This window comes from Burkholderia sp. SRS-25, from assembly GCF_004343765.1.
In the GTDB taxonomy this organism is placed as follows: domain Bacteria; phylum Pseudomonadota; class Gammaproteobacteria; order Burkholderiales; family Burkholderiaceae; genus Burkholderia; species Burkholderia contaminans.
In genome coordinates this window covers 179,545-197,644 of record NZ_PTXM01000002.1, presented here as the reverse complement: position 1 = coordinate 197,644, position 18,100 = coordinate 179,545, and the positions used below count along the sequence as shown (strand labels likewise).

The following is an 18,100-nucleotide window of genomic DNA, read 5'->3' as shown; positions in this document are numbered from 1 at the left end:
ATCGGAGGCGGCAGGGCCTCTCTTCATCGCTGTTGAATCGTTCAGTTGCTGACCCGACACTATAACAATCCGGGACAGGGTTGTTGAGGCGGCGACCCAGTGAGTCGCCTGCAACTTCCTTGAGCATGGTTTGAACAGCAGGACGCCGGCCAATGTGGAAGATACGTTTTCTGTCGCCGACCTGTGCGAACCGTTCGCTTGCCATGGTCGCCTCTTCGGACCAGTGCTCGGCGGGTGCAACGGGGGGCGAGATCCCCAAGAATTCGCAATGGCAACTTCGCGGACGAGGGCAAAGCTGGTCGCCGCGCTGACCGAAGTGATGCCGGGGGAAGTGCGCGTTGCGGGTATTTCGCTGGCGTTCAGTCTTGCGACGGCGCTGCTTGGCGGCTTCACGCCGGCCGTGTCCACCTGTCTCACTCGGGTGATGCATGACTGGGCCGCGTCTGGTTACTGGCACGGGTTTCGCTGCGGTTCGCGGCCTCTTGTGCGAAGCGCGGGTTATATCGGCGCGGCGCCGGACGTAATGCTCCGGCGTCGGCGTCGGCCTGATCGACGCTGTTTCGATGCGTCTCGACTGAAGCCCGGCCTTTTGCCGGGCTTCGTTGTTTTCATCGTCGATAGGAAGGGTCGATGCGATCCAGCTTGCGCAGCAGCGCCGGCCATTCCATCACACCATATGGGCGGCGTGTCTGCGGCTGATAGTTCATGTACGTCTCTTCGAGCACGTCGTGCGGAACCGGGTTCAGTTCGGTATTGCACGCCATGGCCGCGAGCTGCGTCCTGCACGACAACTCCAGCCGATGCATGGCGTTGAACGCTTCGGGAATGGTCTTGCCGACGGTGAGCAGGCCGTGATTGCGCAGAATGAGCGCGTTGTTCTCGCCGAGATCGCGCACCAGCGATTCGCGCTCCGAGACATCCAGCACCACGCCGCAGTAATCGTGGTAGCCGATCTTGTAGAAGCGCATGGAAGTCTGCGTGAGCGGCAGCAGCCCGCACTTGAGCGCCGATATGGCCATGCCCGGCCAGCTATGCGTATGAATCACGCATTCGAGTTCGGGGTTCGCTTCGTGGATGGCGCCGTGGATCACATAGCCCGCGCGATTGATGCCGTAGTCCATGCCGACGAACACGGGCTTGCTGAGAATATTTCCATCGATGTCGATCTTGATCAGGCTCGATGCCGTGACTTCCTCGTACAGCATGCCGTAAGCGTTGATGAGATACGCGCCTTCCTCGCCCGGCACGCGCGCCGAGATGTGGTTCGCGGCCATGTCCGACATGCCGTATAGCTCGGTCAGCCGGTAGCAGGCGGCCAGATCGACGCGCGTTTTCCATTCGGCTTCGGAGCATTGCTCGCGCATCGATGGAATGGAGAATTCGGGGAGCTTGGTCATTCGAGATTCCTCATCGAAGTTGATCGGAAAGAGCAGGCCGTGCGTCGCCTACGACTGCATTTGCATGTCGCTGCGGCGCAGGCTCAAGGTGGCGATCAGCGTGCAGCCGATGCATGCCGACGCATACAGGTAGAAACCGCTTTCATGGCCGATGCTCTTGAACCAGAGTCCGACGTAACCGGCCGTGCCGCCGAATACGGCCGTCGCGATGGCATACGGCACGCCCACGCCCAGCGCCCGCAACCGCGCGGGAAACAACTCGGCTTTCATGACGGAGCACACGGACGTGTAGCCGGACACGATCATCAGTGCGAGCGTGAGCAGCAGGAACGCGGTTGTTGCGCTGTGTGTGCGCGCAAGCGCCGTGAGCAGCGGCCAGGTGGCGAACGTGCCGCCAATTCCGAACCACAGCAGCAGTGCGCGTCGCCCGATACGATCCGACAGCGCGCCGAAGAACGGCTGCATGACCATGAACAGCGTCAGCGTGGACAGCGAAAGCCACGCGCTCGTCTGCGGGCTCAGTCCGACCGTATTGACGAGATAGTTGTGCATGTAAACCGTGTAGGTGAAGAATGCGAGCGTGCCGCCCGTGGTGAGCCCGAACACGAGCAAAACGGGCCGCCAGTGCTTGCGCAGCGCCGACAGCGACACGCCGCGCTTGTCCTTCTCGCCGAGCGCGCGGAAGTCCGGGGTTTCATCGATATTGCGGCGCACCCACCACGCCACCAGCGCGAGCGCCGCGCCGGTGATGAACGGCACGCGCCAGCCCCAGTCAATCAGTTCCGCACGCGGAATCAGCGCTTGCAATACGACCTGCACGAGCGTGGCGAGCAACTGGCCGAGAATCAGCGTGACGTAGTGGAAGCTGCTGTAGAAGCCGCGATGGCCGGGCTTCGCGATCTCGCTCAGGTACACCGAACTCGCGCCGTACTCGCCGCCGAGGGAAAAGCCCTGCACGAGCCGCGCGAGCAGCAAGACGAGCGGCGCGGCCATGCCGATCTGCGGATAGGTCGGACACAGGCCGATGGCGAGCGAGCCCGCGCACATCAGGATGACGGACAGCGTGAGCGCGGAGCGGCGTCCGCGCCGGTCGGCATACAGGCCGATCAGCCAGCTTCCGACCGGCCGCAGCAGAAAGCCGATGGCGAAGATCGCCGCCGTCGAAAGCAACTGAATGGTGCGGTTCTCGCGGGGAAAAAACGAGGCGGCGAAGAAGATGGAGAAGGTCGTATAAACGTGAAAGTCGTACCATTCGATCAGATTGCCGATGGAACCGCCCGCAATCGATCGCATCGCGCCGCGGCGACGTAGCGGACGCGTTGCTGCATCGAGGTCGGCGGGTATCGTTTCGTGCATGGTTGTCTCCTTGTATTGTGGGAATGGCGTATGCGTCAGATCCACGCCAGTGTCGCGTGCCAGCGGCGCGCCATCGTTCGGTCGCTGTTTCAGCGCGCGAGGTTGAGCAGCGGTTCGCCTCGATGCCAGCGCGCGAGGTTGTCGAGCCAGATGCGGCCGACGGCTGCGTACTGACTGTCTGACTGTCCCGCCATATGCGGAGTGAGAATCACGTTCGGCATATCCCACAAGGGCGATGCCGCACTCAGGGGTTCGTGCTCGAACACGTCGAGGTAGGCGCCCGCCAGCGCACCGCTACGCAGCGCGGCGATCAGATCCGCTTCGACCACGACCTCGCCGCGCGCGACGTTGACCAGATATGCCTGCTTCGGCAGACGCGCGAGACGGCTTGCGTCGATCAGCTTCGTCGTCTGCGGCGTGAGCGGGCAGGCGAGCACAAGCCAGTCGGCGCGCGACAGCACGTCATCGAGCATCGAGAAATCGACGAAGCTTTCGCCCTGTGCCTCGCGGCGTACGACGATGACGGTCATTTCGAGCGCATCCAGCAAGCGGGCGAGCCTTTGACCGATTGCACCGTAGCCCACGATCACCACGGTCTGAGCGGCGAGATCGCGCGGGGCGGCGTCGAGCAGCAAGGGGCGCCATGCGTGTTCGCGCTGCGCTTCGTGCAGCAGCGGCAGGCGGCGTGCCAGCGCCATCAGACCGGCGAGTGCCGTATGCGCGACCGTGCGAGCGTTTGCGCCGGAAGACGACGTCACCTGCACGCCGCGTTGCCGCATCTCGACGAAGATCGGACGATCGACGCCCGCGGAATGAGCATGCACCCAGCGCAGGTTCGGTGCGGCGCGCAGCGCGTCGTAGAAGTGGCGGGTTTCCGGCGTCAAGTCGTGCTTGGTCGAGCGGCCCGTCACGTCGCGGCTCACGAATGCGATATGCGCTTCGGCGCTCGATGCGTCGCCAGGCGACAGCAGGCGGAAAGGCGTTGCGCCAAGCGTTCGCGCGATCTCGCCGTCGAAGTGGCGCGCGGCCACATCGGAGAGAAGAATATTCAGGGCCAGCATCGTCTCCATCACCACCATCTCGTTTGCCTATGCTGTGCGCCCGGATATCTGGAATAAGAGAAGCCCGTGCGCCATGAGGTCATTGTGATCAAGTGACAAGGCACGCGTTGAGCGTTTTGGTGTACGCACCGTTTCCAAAATGTGAAGGGTCGGGCATCTGCATGTGCCCCTGGTTTGTGAAACCGTCCCATTTGGAAATCGAGAATTCCGGCGTGACGTTTTCATCAAGACCAGGAGGGATGCCGTGAAGACGAGCAGGTTCACCTTCCGCGGTGGCGTCGGGAATGAAGTGGCTATCCAGGGATCGCGCATGGAACGGTCGATGGATGGCAGTGCGACGACAAGTTCGATGACGCTCGAGCACGTCTTGACGAGGGCTGGCCAATCGGGGCCGCTCGTACCTGACGGGCTGGTGCGAGCGATGTCGTGCGTGGCTGTCGGCAGACATTGAGGAGCCGCATGCCAACGCGAGAGCGTGATATGCTCCGCGCGAAACACATGTTCCCGAATTACCCGCTCGGCAACGGGCCGCGTTTGCGGCACGGCCGTTCGCCCGCGATTGATTGATGCTCATGAACGGTAACTCCACGCTCGATCCGGCGGCGCAAGAGGCGATTGACTGGGAAGTGAGGCTGCGCTCCGGCGAGATTTCGCAGGAGGAGCGCGAAGCATTCGCGGCATGGCGGCGCGCGGATCCGGCCCACGAAGAAGCGTGGGCGCGGCTGCAGCAGCGGCTCGGCAGGCTGGGTCCGTTGCAGGGCACGTCGAGTGAGGCGGTGCGGCGGGCGCTCGACGAGCCGTCGCGTCACCGCAGACGATTGCTGAAAGCCGGCGCGGGCCTGGGAGGCATCGTGCTTGCGGGGATCGCCACGCGCCAGCTCGTTTCGACGTTTTCGCTCGACGCGGACTACCACAATGGCGATGTGGTCCCACAAAGAGTTCAGTTCGACGGCAACGTTTCGGTCACGGCCGGCGCGGCCACGCGGGTGTATACCCGTGCACGTGAGCAAGCCGACCTCTATCTTGCCGCCGGTCAGGTTGCAACCGATCCGAATCGCGCGGGCCATCAGTCTGTCGTCGTGACCACCCGCGACGGCACGGTCCGCACCGAGCGGGCGCGCGTGAGCGTGGACGTCCTGCGGCTGCATACCGTCGTGGCCGTGCAAGGCGGCGACGCGGTCCTTGCCGTGCCTCACGGGCGCCGCTTGCGGGTACCCGATGGATCGGCGTGGTCCCTGTCGGGCGGACAGATCGCACGCATGCCCGAAACGTCGGCCGACATCTTCTCGTGGACACGCGGCACGCTGGTCGTGCTCGACCGCGCGGTGCCGGACGTGATCGAAACGCTGGGCCGTTACTTCGGCGGCTATATCCGTTTTCCGGAGGCCGCGCTGTCGCGCCGCGTGAGCGGCGTCTTTCCGCTCGACGACGCGCCGGCCGCGCTCCGGCAACTGGCCGAGAGCCTCGGGTTTTCCCTGAATCTGTACGGCAAGATGCTCGCCGTCGCCACACCTGCCTGAAGCCGCAGGCTGCCCCTCCAGTCCCCCTCCGGATTTTTTTCGATTTGCGGTGTCACTTTTCGCCGCTCGTTGCACAAGGTAATCAAGAGCGCATCGAATCGCTCGACATCAACCCGTGTACTCGAGTGGAGGAAGTGTGTTCGACGCTATCGACAAGGCCATATTGTCCGTGCTGCAGCAGGACAGCACGCTCTCGGTGGCCGAGATCGCCGACCGCGTGAATCTTTCGACCACGCCATGCTGGCGACGCATTCAGAAGCTCGAGCAGGACGGGGTGATAGCGCGTCGCGTGGCGCTTCTGGATGCGAAGAAGCTCAACGTGGGCGTGACCGTTCTGGTGGAGATCAAGACAGCGGAACATACCGCCGCATGGCTGCGGCGTTTCTGTGACGTCGTGGCAACGATCCCCGAAGTGGTGGAAGTCCATCGCATGAGCGGGCACATCGACTACATGCTCAAGGTGGTGGTGCCGCATATCGACGCGTACGACAGCGTATACAGGCGTCTGATCGGCGCGGTCGACATCTTCGACGTCAGCTCCAGCTTCGCGATGGAGACCATCAAGCAGACCACCGTATTACCGCTCGATTACATGCTGTGACCGCACGGGCCGGGCAGTGTATCGACAGGAACGGAGAAGGACGGAATTTCACCGGCGCGGCGGAAACCGCGGAATGGAATTCCAAAACGGGCAGCGCAAGAGAATTGTTTTAAAAAAACATTCCAGGCCCGGACGATAGACTTGTTTCATCGATGACGCGTTCGGGCAAGAGGACGACCAAGGCCCGATTTGAAGCATGACGGTACTTTGCGACGCGATGATGACGCGGTCACGCGTAGGAATACTGATAGAACGGACGAAGAGCCAATACATTCGACAAGGGAGCGGTTCAAACGTGAAGCTCAACATCAGAACACGCCGGGCTATCTCGAGCCAGGCATCAGGGGTTGCCATCGCGGTCGCCGTTGCACAGGTTTTCATGGCGGCGTCGGCACATGCGCAACAGGCTGGTCAGCAGTCATGGCATCTCGCGAGCGGTCCGCTGGATCGCACGCTGGTCGAAATCGCCCAGGCGGCCAACGTGAGGTTGAGCTACGACGCGGGCCTCGTGCAATCGTTGAAATCGTCGCCCGTCGAGGGCAGCTATACCGCCGAGGCCGCGATTCGACAAGCGCTCCGGGGCACCGGTCTCGATCTCGTCGCGACGGGCAGCGGCGGCCTGACCATCCAGAAGGCGGTAGCGAAGCCGGCCGCTGCAGCGCCCGTTGCGGCGTCGGCGGCGGCAGCCTCCGTGGGGCCTGTCGATACCACGCTTCCGCTCATCAGCGTGGCGGCCAGCCGGGACTCCGGCGGCACCGGCTTCGTCGCGGAATCGTCGTCCACCTATGCGCGCTCGGATGTGCCGCTGAGCGAGACGCCGAAATCGGTCAGCGTCATCAACGCGGCGGTGATCCAGAGCCAGGCCGCTCAGTCGCTCTCCGATGTGCTGAGGAATGCGTCCGGTGTCGTCACGCGGCCGGGACCGCTAGGCGTGCCGCAATACGTCATTCGCGGGTTTACCGCCGAAAATCTGACTTCGGACGGGCTCGCGACTGTCGGGTCCGCGCCCAACGTCACGCCGACGATCGCGATCTCGAGCGTTGAGGTGATCAAGGGGCCGTCGGCGATCGTGAACGGCAACAGCCCGCCGGGGGGCGTGATCAATATCGTCAAGAAGACGCCACAGGCCGATCCGTTTCACGAAATAAAAGTGGGCTACGGCACGTATGGTGACACTCAGATCGCGCTGGACACCACGGGTGCGATCACCGACGACAAGAAGCTTCGGTATCGCTTCATCGTCTCGGGGGAGCGGGTCGGCCAGAATGCCATGGGATATGACGGCCAGAGAAATTTCTACTTTGCGCCGACCCTGCAATGGAAGGATTCGACCACGGATCTGACGGTCGGCTATGAGCGCACGGTCGATCGCCAGCCGGTTCCGCAGTTCACGGTCGGCTATGCCGCGGGCGACATCTACCGAAACTATATCGACCGTCCGCTTGGCGTACCGTCCGACCACTTCGGCGCGCAAACCGACAATATTTTCTTTCGCCTCGAGCAAAAGCTCGGCAAGGCGCTGACCTTCGTGAGCAAGGGTTCCTATACGCGTACCCAGCAAACGCAGCAAGCCTGGACGGAGGCGACGCCGCTCTCGGCGACCAACCGCGCGGCATTCTTCAACTTCGATTCGATTTCGGATTACTACAGTTGGAGCTTTCAGAATTACCTGCGGGCCAAGTTCGAGATCGGTGGCGTGAAGAACACCGTGATAGCAGGGTGGGATTTCAATCATTACAACCAGTATCAGGTCGATACCACGACCTCGAAATTCATTTTCGTTCCGAACGTTTTCGGCCCGCCTTCGTTGCCGTCATCCGACACGGGTAACCTTGCGCCGACATTCGCCAGTCGGTACACGGAAACTGGTTTGTATCTTCAGGATCAGTTTTCCTACAGGAATTTCCATGCGCTCGCTTCGGTGAGGCGGGACACTTATCTGACGGGTACGATCGGCGGCACGGCATCACCGGGAAACCATCAGAACGCCTATAGCCCAAGTCTCGGCCTGCTCTATGAACTGACCTCCGAGGTTTCGGCTTATGCCAGCTACAACCGTGGTTTCCGGCCTGGCTCGTCGTTTCAGTTCGGTGGCGGTATCCTGCCTCCGCAGATCAGCCAGCAAGTCGAAGTGGGCATGAAATTCAATCTTCTCGACGACAAGCTGGCCATCACGACCTCGGCTTACCGCACCTCGTTCAGCAATTACAACGTTGCCGATCCGCGTCATCGCGGTTTCTATCTTCCCGCCGGCGGCGCCGTCAGCCGCGGATTCGAAGCGGAGATCAACGGCCAGCCGCTGCCCGGCGTCAACCTGGTGGGTACCTACACGTATAACGATTTCGTGCAGCCCGCCGGCACCAAGCTTGCGGTGAGCTTGCCCAAGAACAGCGCCAGCCTGTGGGCGACTTACAACTTCCAGACCGAAGCACTCCAGGGTTTCGGGGTCGGCACAGGGCTGTTCTTTGCGAGCGGGCAGTACGTCGACTCGGGCTCGGCGTATCGCATCCCGAGCCAGGTGGAGACGGACCTCGGCGTGTTCTATCGGAAGAAGGGGTACGGCCTGAATCTTTCGATCAAGAACGTGTTCAACCGCAAGCTCTACTACAGCAGCACGACGTCTACCCTGATCCCGATGGGACCGGAGCGGACCGTCATGCTCACCGGTACCTATGACTTCTGATTCCTTGCCCGCCCGCCCCTGGGATGACATCGCCGTGCGCGAGAACACGTCCCAGGCGCCGTATGCGCGCACACGCCGCATCGCGTGTGCCGCAGGGGTGCTGTTCGCCCACGCGCTGGGGCTGTACGTTGCAGTCCACCAAAGTGCGGTGACGCTCAGGCTCGAGGCCGGGCGTCCCGCGGGCGGCACGGTGCAGGTGCGACTGGTTGCCGCGCCGGCACCGCGACCCGCGCCGACACCGCTTGCGCTGCCCAAGCCACGCACCGAGCCGCCGAAACCCGTGGCGCCCGCGAAGCCGGAAAAGGCGCACGTGCTGGCGTCGCGGGCGCCGAGCACGCGCACGGTGGAAGCGGCGCCCCAGGAGACGCCGAAACCCGCCGAAACGCGGCCGGTCACGCCGGTGCCCGCGCCGCATCCCGCACCTGAAGCGGCGCCGGCCCAACCTGTCGCACAACCCGCGCCGGGGCCGAACCTGCTGGACGCACCGAAGCAAATCAGCGCGGGCGAGTTGAAGCAGTTGGGATGCCAGATGCCGCGACCCGACTATCCGGCGAAAGCGCGGCGGCTGCAACAGGAGGGCACCGTGGTCGTGCATCTGAGCATCGGCACCGACGGCGCGGTGACGTCCGCGCGCGTGGCGCAGAGCAGCGGCTCGCCGCTGCTCGACGCGGCCGCCGTCGCGGCGATCCGGGCCGGCCGCTGTCATCCGTACGAGACCGCTGGCATCGCGCGCTCGGTAGAAGCTACCCAACCCATCGCATTCAACCTGAACGACTGAACCCGCACCAATCGGAGCAACACATGGAACAGTATGGCATCGCCAACGTCTGGCAACAGGGCGACTTCGTTACCCGCTTCATCTTCGTTTTCCTGATCGGCATGTCGGTCGTCTCATGGTTCGTGATACTGACGAAAGGATTCGTCAATCGGCGCCTCGAATCGCTCGGCAAGCGCGCGCAAACGCGTTTCTGGTCCAGCTCGTCGATCAGCGAGGGCATCGAGGCGCTGGGCGAGGGCGGCGACAATCCCTATCGTGCGCTGGTCCTTGCCGGGCGCGAAGCGAATGAGCAGCATTCAGGCAATGAACCGTCGATGCAGGGCAGCCTGAGCGCGAGCGAATGGGTGGCGCGCGGGTTGCGCAATGCATTCGACGACGAAGTCGCGCGGTTGCAGAACGGCCTGGCCATCCTCGGCTCGATCGGCAGCACCGCGCCGTTCGTGGGGCTGTTCGGCACGGTATGGGGCATCTATCACGCACTCATGGCGATCGGCATGTCGGGGCAGGCCAGCCTCGATCACGTTGCAGGCCCGGTGGGCGAGTCGCTCGTGATGACGGCGATCGGGCTGTTCGTCGCCATTCCGGCGGTGCTCGGCTTCAACTACGTGAACCGCGGCAACAAGCGCGTGAGCCATCGACTGAACCGCTTTGCGCACGAGCTGCACGTGTATTTCGTCACCGGCGCGAAGGCCCGTGCCGACGCCAGCCGGCCGGTCGGCGCGCCGGCCGCGACCAAGCGCGCCACGCCCAACCTGGCCGCCTGAAGGAGCCCGCCATGTCAATGATTACCGATGGCGGCGGCGACGAAGGCGTCATGAACGACATCAACATGACGCCGCTGATCGACGTCATGCTGGTGTTGCTGATCATCTTCATCGTGACGCTGCCCGTCATCAACAAGGCGGTGAAGGTCGATCTTCCGCAGGCGGCGGCGCAGCCGGCCGTATCGAAAACGCAGGATATCGATCTGTCGATCACGGCGGACAAGACGGTGCTGTGGAACAAGCAGCCGGTCGATGCGGAGGCGTTGAAGGCGCGCGTGGCCGAGGCCGCGGCGAAAGGCGAGCCGCCGGCGGTCAACATCAACGCGGATCAGCACGTCGAGTACGGCAAGGTCGCGACCATTCTCGCGGCGCTCCAGGGCGGCGGCCTCAACAAGATCAACTTCGTGATGCAACCGCCCGAGGCGCACCCATGACGGTGAACGGCGCTTTCCCGATTGATCGCGCGGAAGACGCGGAAGCACGCCGCCGTTTTCCACCGGTGTGGCGTCTCCTGCTGCCGTACTGGCGTACGCGCGAAGGCGTGTTCTCGCTGATATTGCTGATGCTCGTGATCGGGTCGAGTTGGGCCACGACGTACGTGATGCTATGGAACAACAACTGGACCGGCACGTTCTACGATGCGATCGGCGCGTCCCGATTCAAGGTGCTGCCGGAGCTGCTCGTACGTTTCCTGCTCGTGGCGATGGCCGGCGCGGTCGTGCAGATTACCGGGGTGGTGCTGCATCAGATCGTGCAGATTCGCTGGCGCCGGTGGCTCACGACATGGCTCGCCGAAAAATGGCTCGCACGCAACAACTATTACCGGATCGAACGCGACCGGGAGCTCGAGAACGTCGATCAGCGTATCGCGGAGGACGTGAAACTGTTCGTCAACGACACGCTGCTGCTGGGGCTCGGGTTTCTTTCGGTACCGGTCAGCGTCGTGTCGTTCAGCATCGTGCTGTGGCGCATGGGTGGCCCGTTGCAGGTCGATGTCGGCGGATCGTCGTACGTATTGCACGGTTATCTGGTGTTCGCCGCATTTGCCTACACCGGTGTCATTTTCGCGGCGACGCATTATCTGGGCCGCAGGCTGATTACGCTGACGGCCAGGCAGCATCGTCTCGAAGGCGATTTTCGCGTGCTCATGGTCGGCGTGCGTGAATTCGCGGAACAGATCGCGTTCTTTCGGGGGCAAACGGCCGAGCATGGGCGTCTGCAGGCATCGTTTCGGTTCGTGGTATCGAATCTCTACGCGACGCTGTGGGTGAATACGCGCGTCTCGTTCTTTAACAATATCGTCGGTCAGCTGAGTTCGGTCATTCCGATCATTCCGACCTTGCTGATGCTGCCGCAGCTGATGTCGGGCGGGCTGACGCTCGGCGGGCTGATGAAATCGAACAACGCATTTAATTCCGTCACGGGGTCGCTGGCATTTTTTTGGCAAGCCTATCCGGGATTTACGTCGTGGCGTGCGGAGGCCAACCGTCTGCGCGAATTCCTGCACGTGAGCGAGCATGAGCCGCGGCAGGAAATCGCGCTTCAAGAAGGCCGAGCCGGAGAGGTCGCCGCGAGCGGGCTCGTCCTGCGCGACGCGTTCGGCAGCACGCTGTCGCGCGTGCCCGACTTCGTACTCGAAGCCGGCCAGCGGTGCCTCGTGCGCGGCCGGTCGGGGTGCGGGAAAAGCACGTTGCTGCGCGCGCTGGCGGGCCTGTGGCCCTATGGCGAGGGCACGATCGCGAGGCCGGCAGATGGCACGTTCTTCTTGCCGCAGCGCAGCTATATCCCGTCGGGCTCGCTGAAGGCGGCCGTGACCTATCCGCGCGACGCTGCGGCGTACCCGGACAGCGAGTGCGAGGAACTGCTGCGCGCGTGCGGATTGTCGGCCTATGCGTCCCAGCTCCATGTCGAGGATCGCTGGAGCACACGGCTGTCCGGCGGCGAGCAACAGCGCGTGGCATTTGCGCGCGTGCTGCTCGCCAGACCTTCCACGGTGTTCCTTGACGAATGCACGTCTGCGCTCGATAGCCAAAGCGAGAAGGAACTTTACGGTCTTTTGATCGAGCGCTTGCCTCAGGCCACGGTCGTCAGCGTCGCGCATCGCAAGGAATTGCTGGCGTTTCACGACACGACGCTCGATTTTCCCGAGCCGCCGATACCGGAAGCACGACAGGACGCGGCCGACGAAGCGACGGGCGCACAAGCGGGCAGCGGAGCATACGCGGGAACGCAGCTGTGCTGAGCGCCACGATCCCAACCGACGCCGTGCATTTGAACAATGCACGGCGCGCCAACACGTGAAACAGAACAAGGTCGATCCATGAGCAATCTGAAAGCAGTGACGCTGGAAACAATCGAAGCCGACGTGATCAACAACCCGCTGCCCGTGCTGATTGACTTCTGGGCGCCGTGGTGCGGTCCGTGCAAGGCACTCGCGCCGACGTTGTCGAAATTGAGCGAGCAGTTTCAGGGCGACGTGGCGTTCGTGAAGATCGACGTGGACGAAAATGCCGGCGTGCGCGAACGATTCGGTGTCCGCGGTATTCCGACGCTGATCCTGCTGCACGGCGGCAAGGAGCTCGGCCGCGTGGTCGGCAATCGCTCCGCCACGCAACTGGCCGGCTTCATCGACGATCACCTCGGCTCCGTGACGCCGTTGCCGGCGGCGATCGCCGTTGCGCCGAACGCGTTCGGCGGCGACGCCCAGCTCAAGGCGGAGCGCCTTGCCGCATTGCGCGCGTGGCTGGACCGCAAGCGGGCCGCGCCGTCGGAAGCGATGTGGGATGGTGAAATCGGCAGCGCCATCCAGTTCGTCTGCAATACCGCGGACGTGGACGATTGCGCAAGGATGCTGGGCATTCCGGCCAACGTGCTGGCCGTGGTGGAATCACTGTCGAGCTATCGCAGCACGCATCTGAACGGCGCGGAGTTCATCGCGCACTGGCTGGATGCCGTTCCGGTGGGTGCGAATCTCGCGCGGCTGACGCAAATGCTGCTCACGGATCTGCTGTCCGGCGGCGAGATGACCGAGTTGATCGGCGGCGACGCCACGTTGCTATCGATTCGAGATCGGCTTGCCGCGCAGCATGACCCCGCTCGGGCGGAAGGGCCGCTCGATTCGGAGCTGGCCGCGATCAAGCAGGCGCTCGCGAAGGCCGATGCCACCCCGGCTGGCGCTGCGCACGCGTTGGCGACACGGCTTCTCGTGTTGGTCGCCCAACCGCTCGGCGACGCCGCGATCGTCACCGATTTCATGTTCGGCCTTGCGGGCGCGCATTGGGAGTTGTTGCGCGCGGCCTGCAACTGGACGCGCGATGACGACCGACGCTTCATGCAGCTCGCGGAAGAAACGTCGAATCGCGCGGTGGAGCGCGGCGAAGAGGCTTCGCAAGGCGACAAGACTCTCGAGCGAATTGGGTTGGTGGATGCCGAACTCATTGCGCGGTTTCGATCGCACTACGGCAATGGCACGCAGGCCCTGAAAAAGGTCGGCGCGAGCATCGGCGATCGTTTGATCGGGCTGACGAAGCGCTGCGCGTGAATCATCGTCGAAAAGGCGCTCGTCGAACGTAAATTCCGGATGCGCTGGCGCGCGCGCAAAACGATTCCACGATTCCGCGATACGGCGATTTGTTTCATAAAAAAATTTCGATCGCCCTCGATACACTGTTTTCAATGTGCTTCCGCTCGAAGTGACGCGAAAACGTCCCGACGGAAAGTCGGATTCACGGGCACACGGCAATTCAACACTCGGAGTGATTTCCATGCATGACGGCGGTACGCAGTGGCGCAACGTGAAATCCAATCTGGAGGCGGCGGCCGAATGTGCGCTCGATCTTGCCCGACGCGCAGGGGCCGACGGCGTCCGTGTGGAGATCGATCATGTCGAATCACGGACAGCCACCGTGCGCAACCGGGTGCCGGCCGAACGAAGCCTTCGACTGTCTTCGGCTGTCTCGCTCGTGGTCTATCGCAATGGCCGACGCGGTGCGACGACCTCGTCCGATTTGTCCGCCGACGGTCTCGCCGGCGCGGTCGCGGCGGCCATCGACATCGCGTCGGTCACGGACGCCGATGCCGCCGCCGGCCTGGCTCAGGCGGACTTGCTCGCGACGGACTTCATCGATCTGGACTTGTATCATCCGCTCGAACTGTCGCTCGATGACATGCTCGAAGACGCCCGTCGCGCGGAAGAGGCCGCGTTCTCCACGAGCCCGGCCATCGTGACGACCAACGGTGCCAGCGTCGGGACTTCCGCGGGGTTGTCGCTGCTCGCGACCAGCGAGGGGTTTGGGCACAGCGTGCCGTGGTCCACACATTTTTTGTCGTGCATGCCTGTCGCGGCAGGCGCCGGCGAGAAGCAGATGGGATTCTGGAGCGACGGCGCGCGCGCCTACGCCGACCTGGACGCACTCGTACGGATCGGCACGCAAGCCGCGACGCGCGCGCTCGCGCTGCTGGGCAGCACGCAGGTCGAAACGCAGCGTTGCTCCGTGTTGTTCGAGCCGTTGGCCGCAATGTCGCTACTCGGCGAGTTCGTCAACGCGGCATCCGGCGATGCGCTTTATCGGACGGGCTCATACCTGAACCACCGTCTCGGTACTCGCATCTTTGCCGATCACATTCAGGTGTACGAAGATCCGTTCGTCCCGAGAGGCATGGCGAGCCGCTGCTTCGACTCGGACGGTGTTGCCGTGTCCCGGCGATCGGTCGTCGAGGCAGGTGTGTTGCGCGGTTATTTTCTTGGCTTGTATGCCGCCCGGCGCCTCGGCATGGCACCGACCGGCAACGGCCGGGGCCCGCACAACCTCGAAGTGCGTAGCGCGAAAACGGCCAGCTCGGACGGGATCGACACGATGCTGGAAAGGCTTGGTCGAGGCTTGTTCGTCACCGAGATGGCGGGCGGCGGCGTGAATCGGCTGACCGGCGATTTCTCGCGTGCCGCTAAAGGGTTCTGGGTGGAGAACGGCCAGATCCGTTTCCCGGTCACCGGCATCACGATCGCGTCGAATCTGGATGCGATGTTTTCCGGCCTGCTCGCCGTGGGGGCGGACACCGCGACCAGAGGAAGCTTCCGCACGGGCTCGTGGCTGATCGATGAAATGCGAATCGGCGGGAGCTGACGCGCGCGGTGCGCGCGACCATCCTTTTCCGTCACACACCGGTACGACACTATGCTGGACACGAACCAAACCCTGACCGACACCCGCGGCCCCTCGCTCCACGACATGCGTCGCGCGGCGTATGCGGGGCTGCTCGACAAACACGGCATCGACGAAACGCACTTGTTCGCCGCGCTGAACAGCGCGCTCGGGCAATCCGGCAACTTCGCCGACATCTATCTGAAGGAGTCGATCGCGGAATCGTGGTCGCTCGAAGGCGGCGCCGTGCGAGGCGGCGCCTGGCTGTGCGATTCGGGATTCGGCATGCGCGTGCTGAACGGCGAGGAAGCGACGTTCGCGAGTTCGCAACGGATCGGGGCGGACGCGTTGCGCACGATCGCGCGGCAGATTCGTTCGGGGCCGGACGAGCTCTCCCACGCAACGCCCCGCGGCGAACCGGCCGGTCTCGCGGCGGCGCGATCGATCTATGTCCCGCGAGCCCCGCTCGGCGCGATCGGCGCGGAGCGGAAACTCGCGCTGCTCAAGCGCGTGGACGAACTGGCGCGTTCGAAGGATCCGCGCGTGGTCGAGGTCAACGCGATGCTCGCCGCGACGCACGAGACGGTGTGGGTCGCGCGCTGCGACGGGCTCAGCGTCGGCGACGTGCGGCCCATGCTGCGGTTGGCGATCAACGTTCAGGTCAAATCCGGCGACCGGATCGAAAGCGCGAGCGGGGGAATCGGCGGTCGCTACGGGATCGCTTCGTGGTCGGATGACGACATCCGCACGCTGGTGTGCGACCGCGTCGACGCCGCGCTGACGAAACTGGATGCACGGGCCGCCCCGGCGGGAAAAATGACCGTCGTCGTCGGGCCGGGCTGGAACGGCGTGCTGTTGCACGAAGCCGTGGGCCATGGTCTCGAGGCCGACGGCATCCGCCGCAAGACCTCGGTGTTCGCTGGCCGCGTCGGCGAGCGCGTGGCGGCGCGTAACGTCACCATCGTCGACGACGGCACGCTCGAAGGCCGCCGGGGTTCGCTCAATTTCGACGACGAGGGTTGTCCGACGCAACGCACGGTGTTGATCGAGGACGGCGTGTTGCGCGGCTGCATGCAGGACGCGCTCAGCGCGCGCCTTATGAACATGAAGCCGACGGGCAATGGCCGCCGCGAGGGCTATGCGGTGTTGCCGATGCCCCGCATGACCAATACGTTCATGCTCAACGGCGATTGCGAACACGAGGAGATCATTGCGTCGGTGAAGCGCGGGATATATGTGGCGGGGCTCGAGGGCGGGCAGGTCGACATCACGAGCGGGCAGTTCGTATTCGAGGCATCAGAAGCATTTCTGATCGAAAACGGCAGGCTCTGCGCACCGGTGAAAGGCGCGACGATCACCGGCAACGGGCTCGAAACGATCCAGAAAATCAGCATGGTCGGCAACAACCTCGAACTCGACACGGGCCGTGCCGTGTGCGGCAAGGCCGGCCAGTCGGTGCCGGTGAGCGTGGGGCAGCCTACCGTTCGCGTGGACGACATGACGGTGGGCGGAACGGCGTGATGAACGCGTGCGGACAGGTGGTGAGCCGAAGATGAGAGGCTGGGCGCAGCGTCTCGACCAGTCGAGAGTCCGGTCGCGGGCGGACAAGACGGAACTCCTGCCTTTACCGAAGGCCATTCGCGATGCACTCTCACTGGAGTATCACCTTCAGCTCGAAGCGCTGCGCGCCGGCGCCGGCTCGCTGACTGCGCTGCGCATCCTGTTGCGCGTGGCGATGGCCGCCGCGCTGCTGCGCGAGCTCGGCTACGGCGGACGACGCCTGCATACAGCCGACGAGTACGAGCGCATCGCCGGCAACGCATATGAATCGGGCGAGGAAGGCCGCTACGGATTCGATCCCGCCGCTTTTCTCACCTTTTCGGCGCTCGTGACGGATCACGATTTACAACTCGAGATAGCGCCCGTCCGAGTGATCGACATCGTCGCACGGCAACTGGAGCGTCCCAGCGCGGCCCAGTGAAAGAGACGTATTCGCGACAACGATCGGCATCGGAGGATGCCGGCCGGCAGCCGAGCACAGGCGCTGGTGCAGCCGGTTCACGTCATCAGATAGCACTGCGTCAAAGCCTGCGCGATATATTTCCGCACCATGCTCGCCGACACGCCGAGCCGCTCGGCGATTTCGGCGTGCGTGAGGCCGTCTATCTGACTCATGACGAAGGCGCTTTTTGCGTTAGGTGACAGGCCGTTCAACGCCTGATCCACGAGCAGGAGTGCCTGCGTGACTTCCGCGAGGCTTTCTGCCGACGGCGCGACTGCTTCTTCCCGATGGGCGAGCGATTCAAGGTACGAGCGTTCCAGGTCGCGGCGCCGCCACATTTCGTAGGTGAGGCGCTGTGCGATGACCGTCAGAAAGGCCCGCGCATTGCGCACGGCTGTCACGTCCTGCACATCCGCAAGTTCGGCGAACGACGACGATGCGAGATCTTCCGCGTCGGCCGGCGAGCCGACACGTCTTTGCAGTTTCGACTTCAGCCACGCATAGCTCGTGCGGAATTCACTTGTCAACCACGCCGCGCGCGAGCGCGTGCGTTCGTCGACATCGCATCCTGTGGGGGCGCCACTGATCGGTGAACTGTAATTCATCTGAAACTGATTCCTGGACGAGGGGCGTCAAGGCACGAAAGCGTGCACGAAAACAGCACATGAAGAGGCGCACATTATTTGCGCCGCCACACCTCTGGAAGTAACAACGCCTCTGCGCAGCGTCTCAGCTTGAGTATGCCATTACAAAAAACGCCAGACTCGAAGTGGCTTGAAACCAACGCAATATTCCGC

Annotated in this window: 15 protein-coding genes and 1 pseudogene; 12 read left to right on the top strand and 4 right to left on the bottom strand. The window is 63.6% G+C overall.

The genetic code is table 11. The features are described 5' to 3' along the window. Positions 1–295 precede the first annotated feature (295 nt). Positions 296–549: pseudogene (locus tag C5O79_RS38915) on the top strand (citrate-proton symporter); the annotation flags it as partial. Between the two features lie 59 nt (positions 550–608). Here C5O79_RS38915 and C5O79_RS01700 read toward each other — a convergent pair. The 3 genes from C5O79_RS01700 to C5O79_RS01690 form a co-directional block, all read right to left on the bottom strand. After that, positions 609–1,397, bottom strand: a complete 789-nt coding sequence (locus C5O79_RS01700; protein WP_046547153.1) for a class II aldolase/adducin family protein — start codon at positions 1,395–1,397, stop codon at positions 609–611. 48 nt (positions 1,398–1,445) lie between these two features. After that, positions 1,446–2,753, bottom strand: coding sequence for an MFS transporter (locus C5O79_RS01695; RefSeq protein WP_131931071.1), 1,308 nt, complete (start codon positions 2,751–2,753; stop codon positions 1,446–1,448). Between the two features lie 89 nt (positions 2,754–2,842). Further along, on the bottom strand, positions 2,843–3,832 hold the full coding sequence (locus C5O79_RS01690) for a D-2-hydroxyacid dehydrogenase (protein ID WP_122478313.1): 990 nt from the start codon (positions 3,830–3,832) through the stop codon (positions 2,843–2,845). A gap of 548 nt (positions 3,833–4,380) precedes the next feature. On the opposite strand from C5O79_RS01690, the gene C5O79_RS01685 reads away from it, so the two are divergent. From C5O79_RS01685 to C5O79_RS01635, 11 genes are all read left to right on the top strand, one after another. Continuing rightward, positions 4,381–5,334 carry a DUF4880 domain-containing protein gene (locus C5O79_RS01685; protein ID WP_122478311.1) on the top strand — a complete coding sequence of 318 codons (954 nt, stop codon included), beginning with the start codon at positions 4,381–4,383 and terminating at the stop codon, positions 5,332–5,334. Between the two features lie 136 nt (positions 5,335–5,470). Then, positions 5,471–5,935 carry an Lrp/AsnC family transcriptional regulator gene (locus C5O79_RS01680; protein ID WP_122478310.1) on the top strand — a complete coding sequence of 155 codons (465 nt, stop codon included), beginning with the start codon at positions 5,471–5,473 and terminating at the stop codon, positions 5,933–5,935. Between the two features lie 379 nt (positions 5,936–6,314). Next, entirely contained in the window at positions 6,315–8,618 is a 2,304-nt protein-coding gene (locus C5O79_RS01675; protein ID WP_240687893.1) for a TonB-dependent receptor, read from the top strand. Further along, a complete protein-coding gene (locus C5O79_RS01670; protein WP_046547148.1) occupies positions 8,608–9,396 on the top strand; it encodes an energy transducer TonB in 789 nt (262 codons plus the stop codon). The genes C5O79_RS01675 and C5O79_RS01670 overlap by 11 nt, the downstream gene beginning before the upstream one ends. A gap of 23 nt (positions 9,397–9,419) precedes the next feature. Then, positions 9,420–10,160, top strand: coding sequence for a MotA/TolQ/ExbB proton channel family protein (locus tag C5O79_RS01665; RefSeq protein ID WP_046547147.1), 741 nt, complete (start codon positions 9,420–9,422; stop codon positions 10,158–10,160). A gap of 11 nt (positions 10,161–10,171) precedes the next feature. Continuing rightward, the gene (locus C5O79_RS01660; protein ID WP_122478308.1) at positions 10,172–10,594 is read left to right on the top strand and encodes a biopolymer transporter ExbD; all 423 of its coding nucleotides are present in this window, start codon (positions 10,172–10,174) and stop codon (positions 10,592–10,594) included. Further along, positions 10,591–12,402: an ABC transporter ATP-binding protein/permease gene (locus C5O79_RS01655; RefSeq protein ID WP_122478306.1), complete on the top strand. Its 1,812-nt coding sequence runs from the start codon at positions 10,591–10,593 to the stop codon at positions 12,400–12,402. Before C5O79_RS01660 ends, C5O79_RS01655 begins: the two co-directional genes overlap by 4 nt. Before the next feature lie 36 nt (positions 12,403–12,438). After that, complete coding sequence (trxA, locus tag C5O79_RS01650; RefSeq protein WP_205746216.1) at positions 12,439–13,701, top strand: thioredoxin; 1,263 nt, start codon at positions 12,439–12,441, stop codon at positions 13,699–13,701. 223 nt (positions 13,702–13,924) lie between these two features. Beyond that, positions 13,925–15,283 (top strand): metallopeptidase TldD-related protein, encoded by a 1,359-nt coding sequence (locus C5O79_RS01645; RefSeq protein WP_122478302.1) that lies wholly within the window; start codon positions 13,925–13,927, stop codon positions 15,281–15,283. Positions 15,284–15,334: 51 nt separating this feature from the next. Continuing rightward, positions 15,335–16,822, top strand: a complete 1,488-nt coding sequence (tldD, locus tag C5O79_RS01640) for a metalloprotease TldD (RefSeq protein WP_122478300.1) — start codon at positions 15,335–15,337, stop codon at positions 16,820–16,822. Between the two features lie 31 nt (positions 16,823–16,853). Then, positions 16,854–17,282 (top strand): Fis family transcriptional regulator, encoded by a 429-nt coding sequence (locus C5O79_RS01635; protein WP_122478297.1) that lies wholly within the window; start codon positions 16,854–16,856, stop codon positions 17,280–17,282. A 77-nt stretch (positions 17,283–17,359) separates the two neighbouring features. On the opposite strand, the gene C5O79_RS01630 is transcribed toward C5O79_RS01635, so the two are convergent. Further along, complete coding sequence (locus C5O79_RS01630) at positions 17,360–17,908, bottom strand: sigma-70 family RNA polymerase sigma factor (RefSeq protein ID WP_082138624.1); 549 nt, start codon at positions 17,906–17,908, stop codon at positions 17,360–17,362. Positions 17,909–18,100 lie beyond the last annotated feature (192 nt).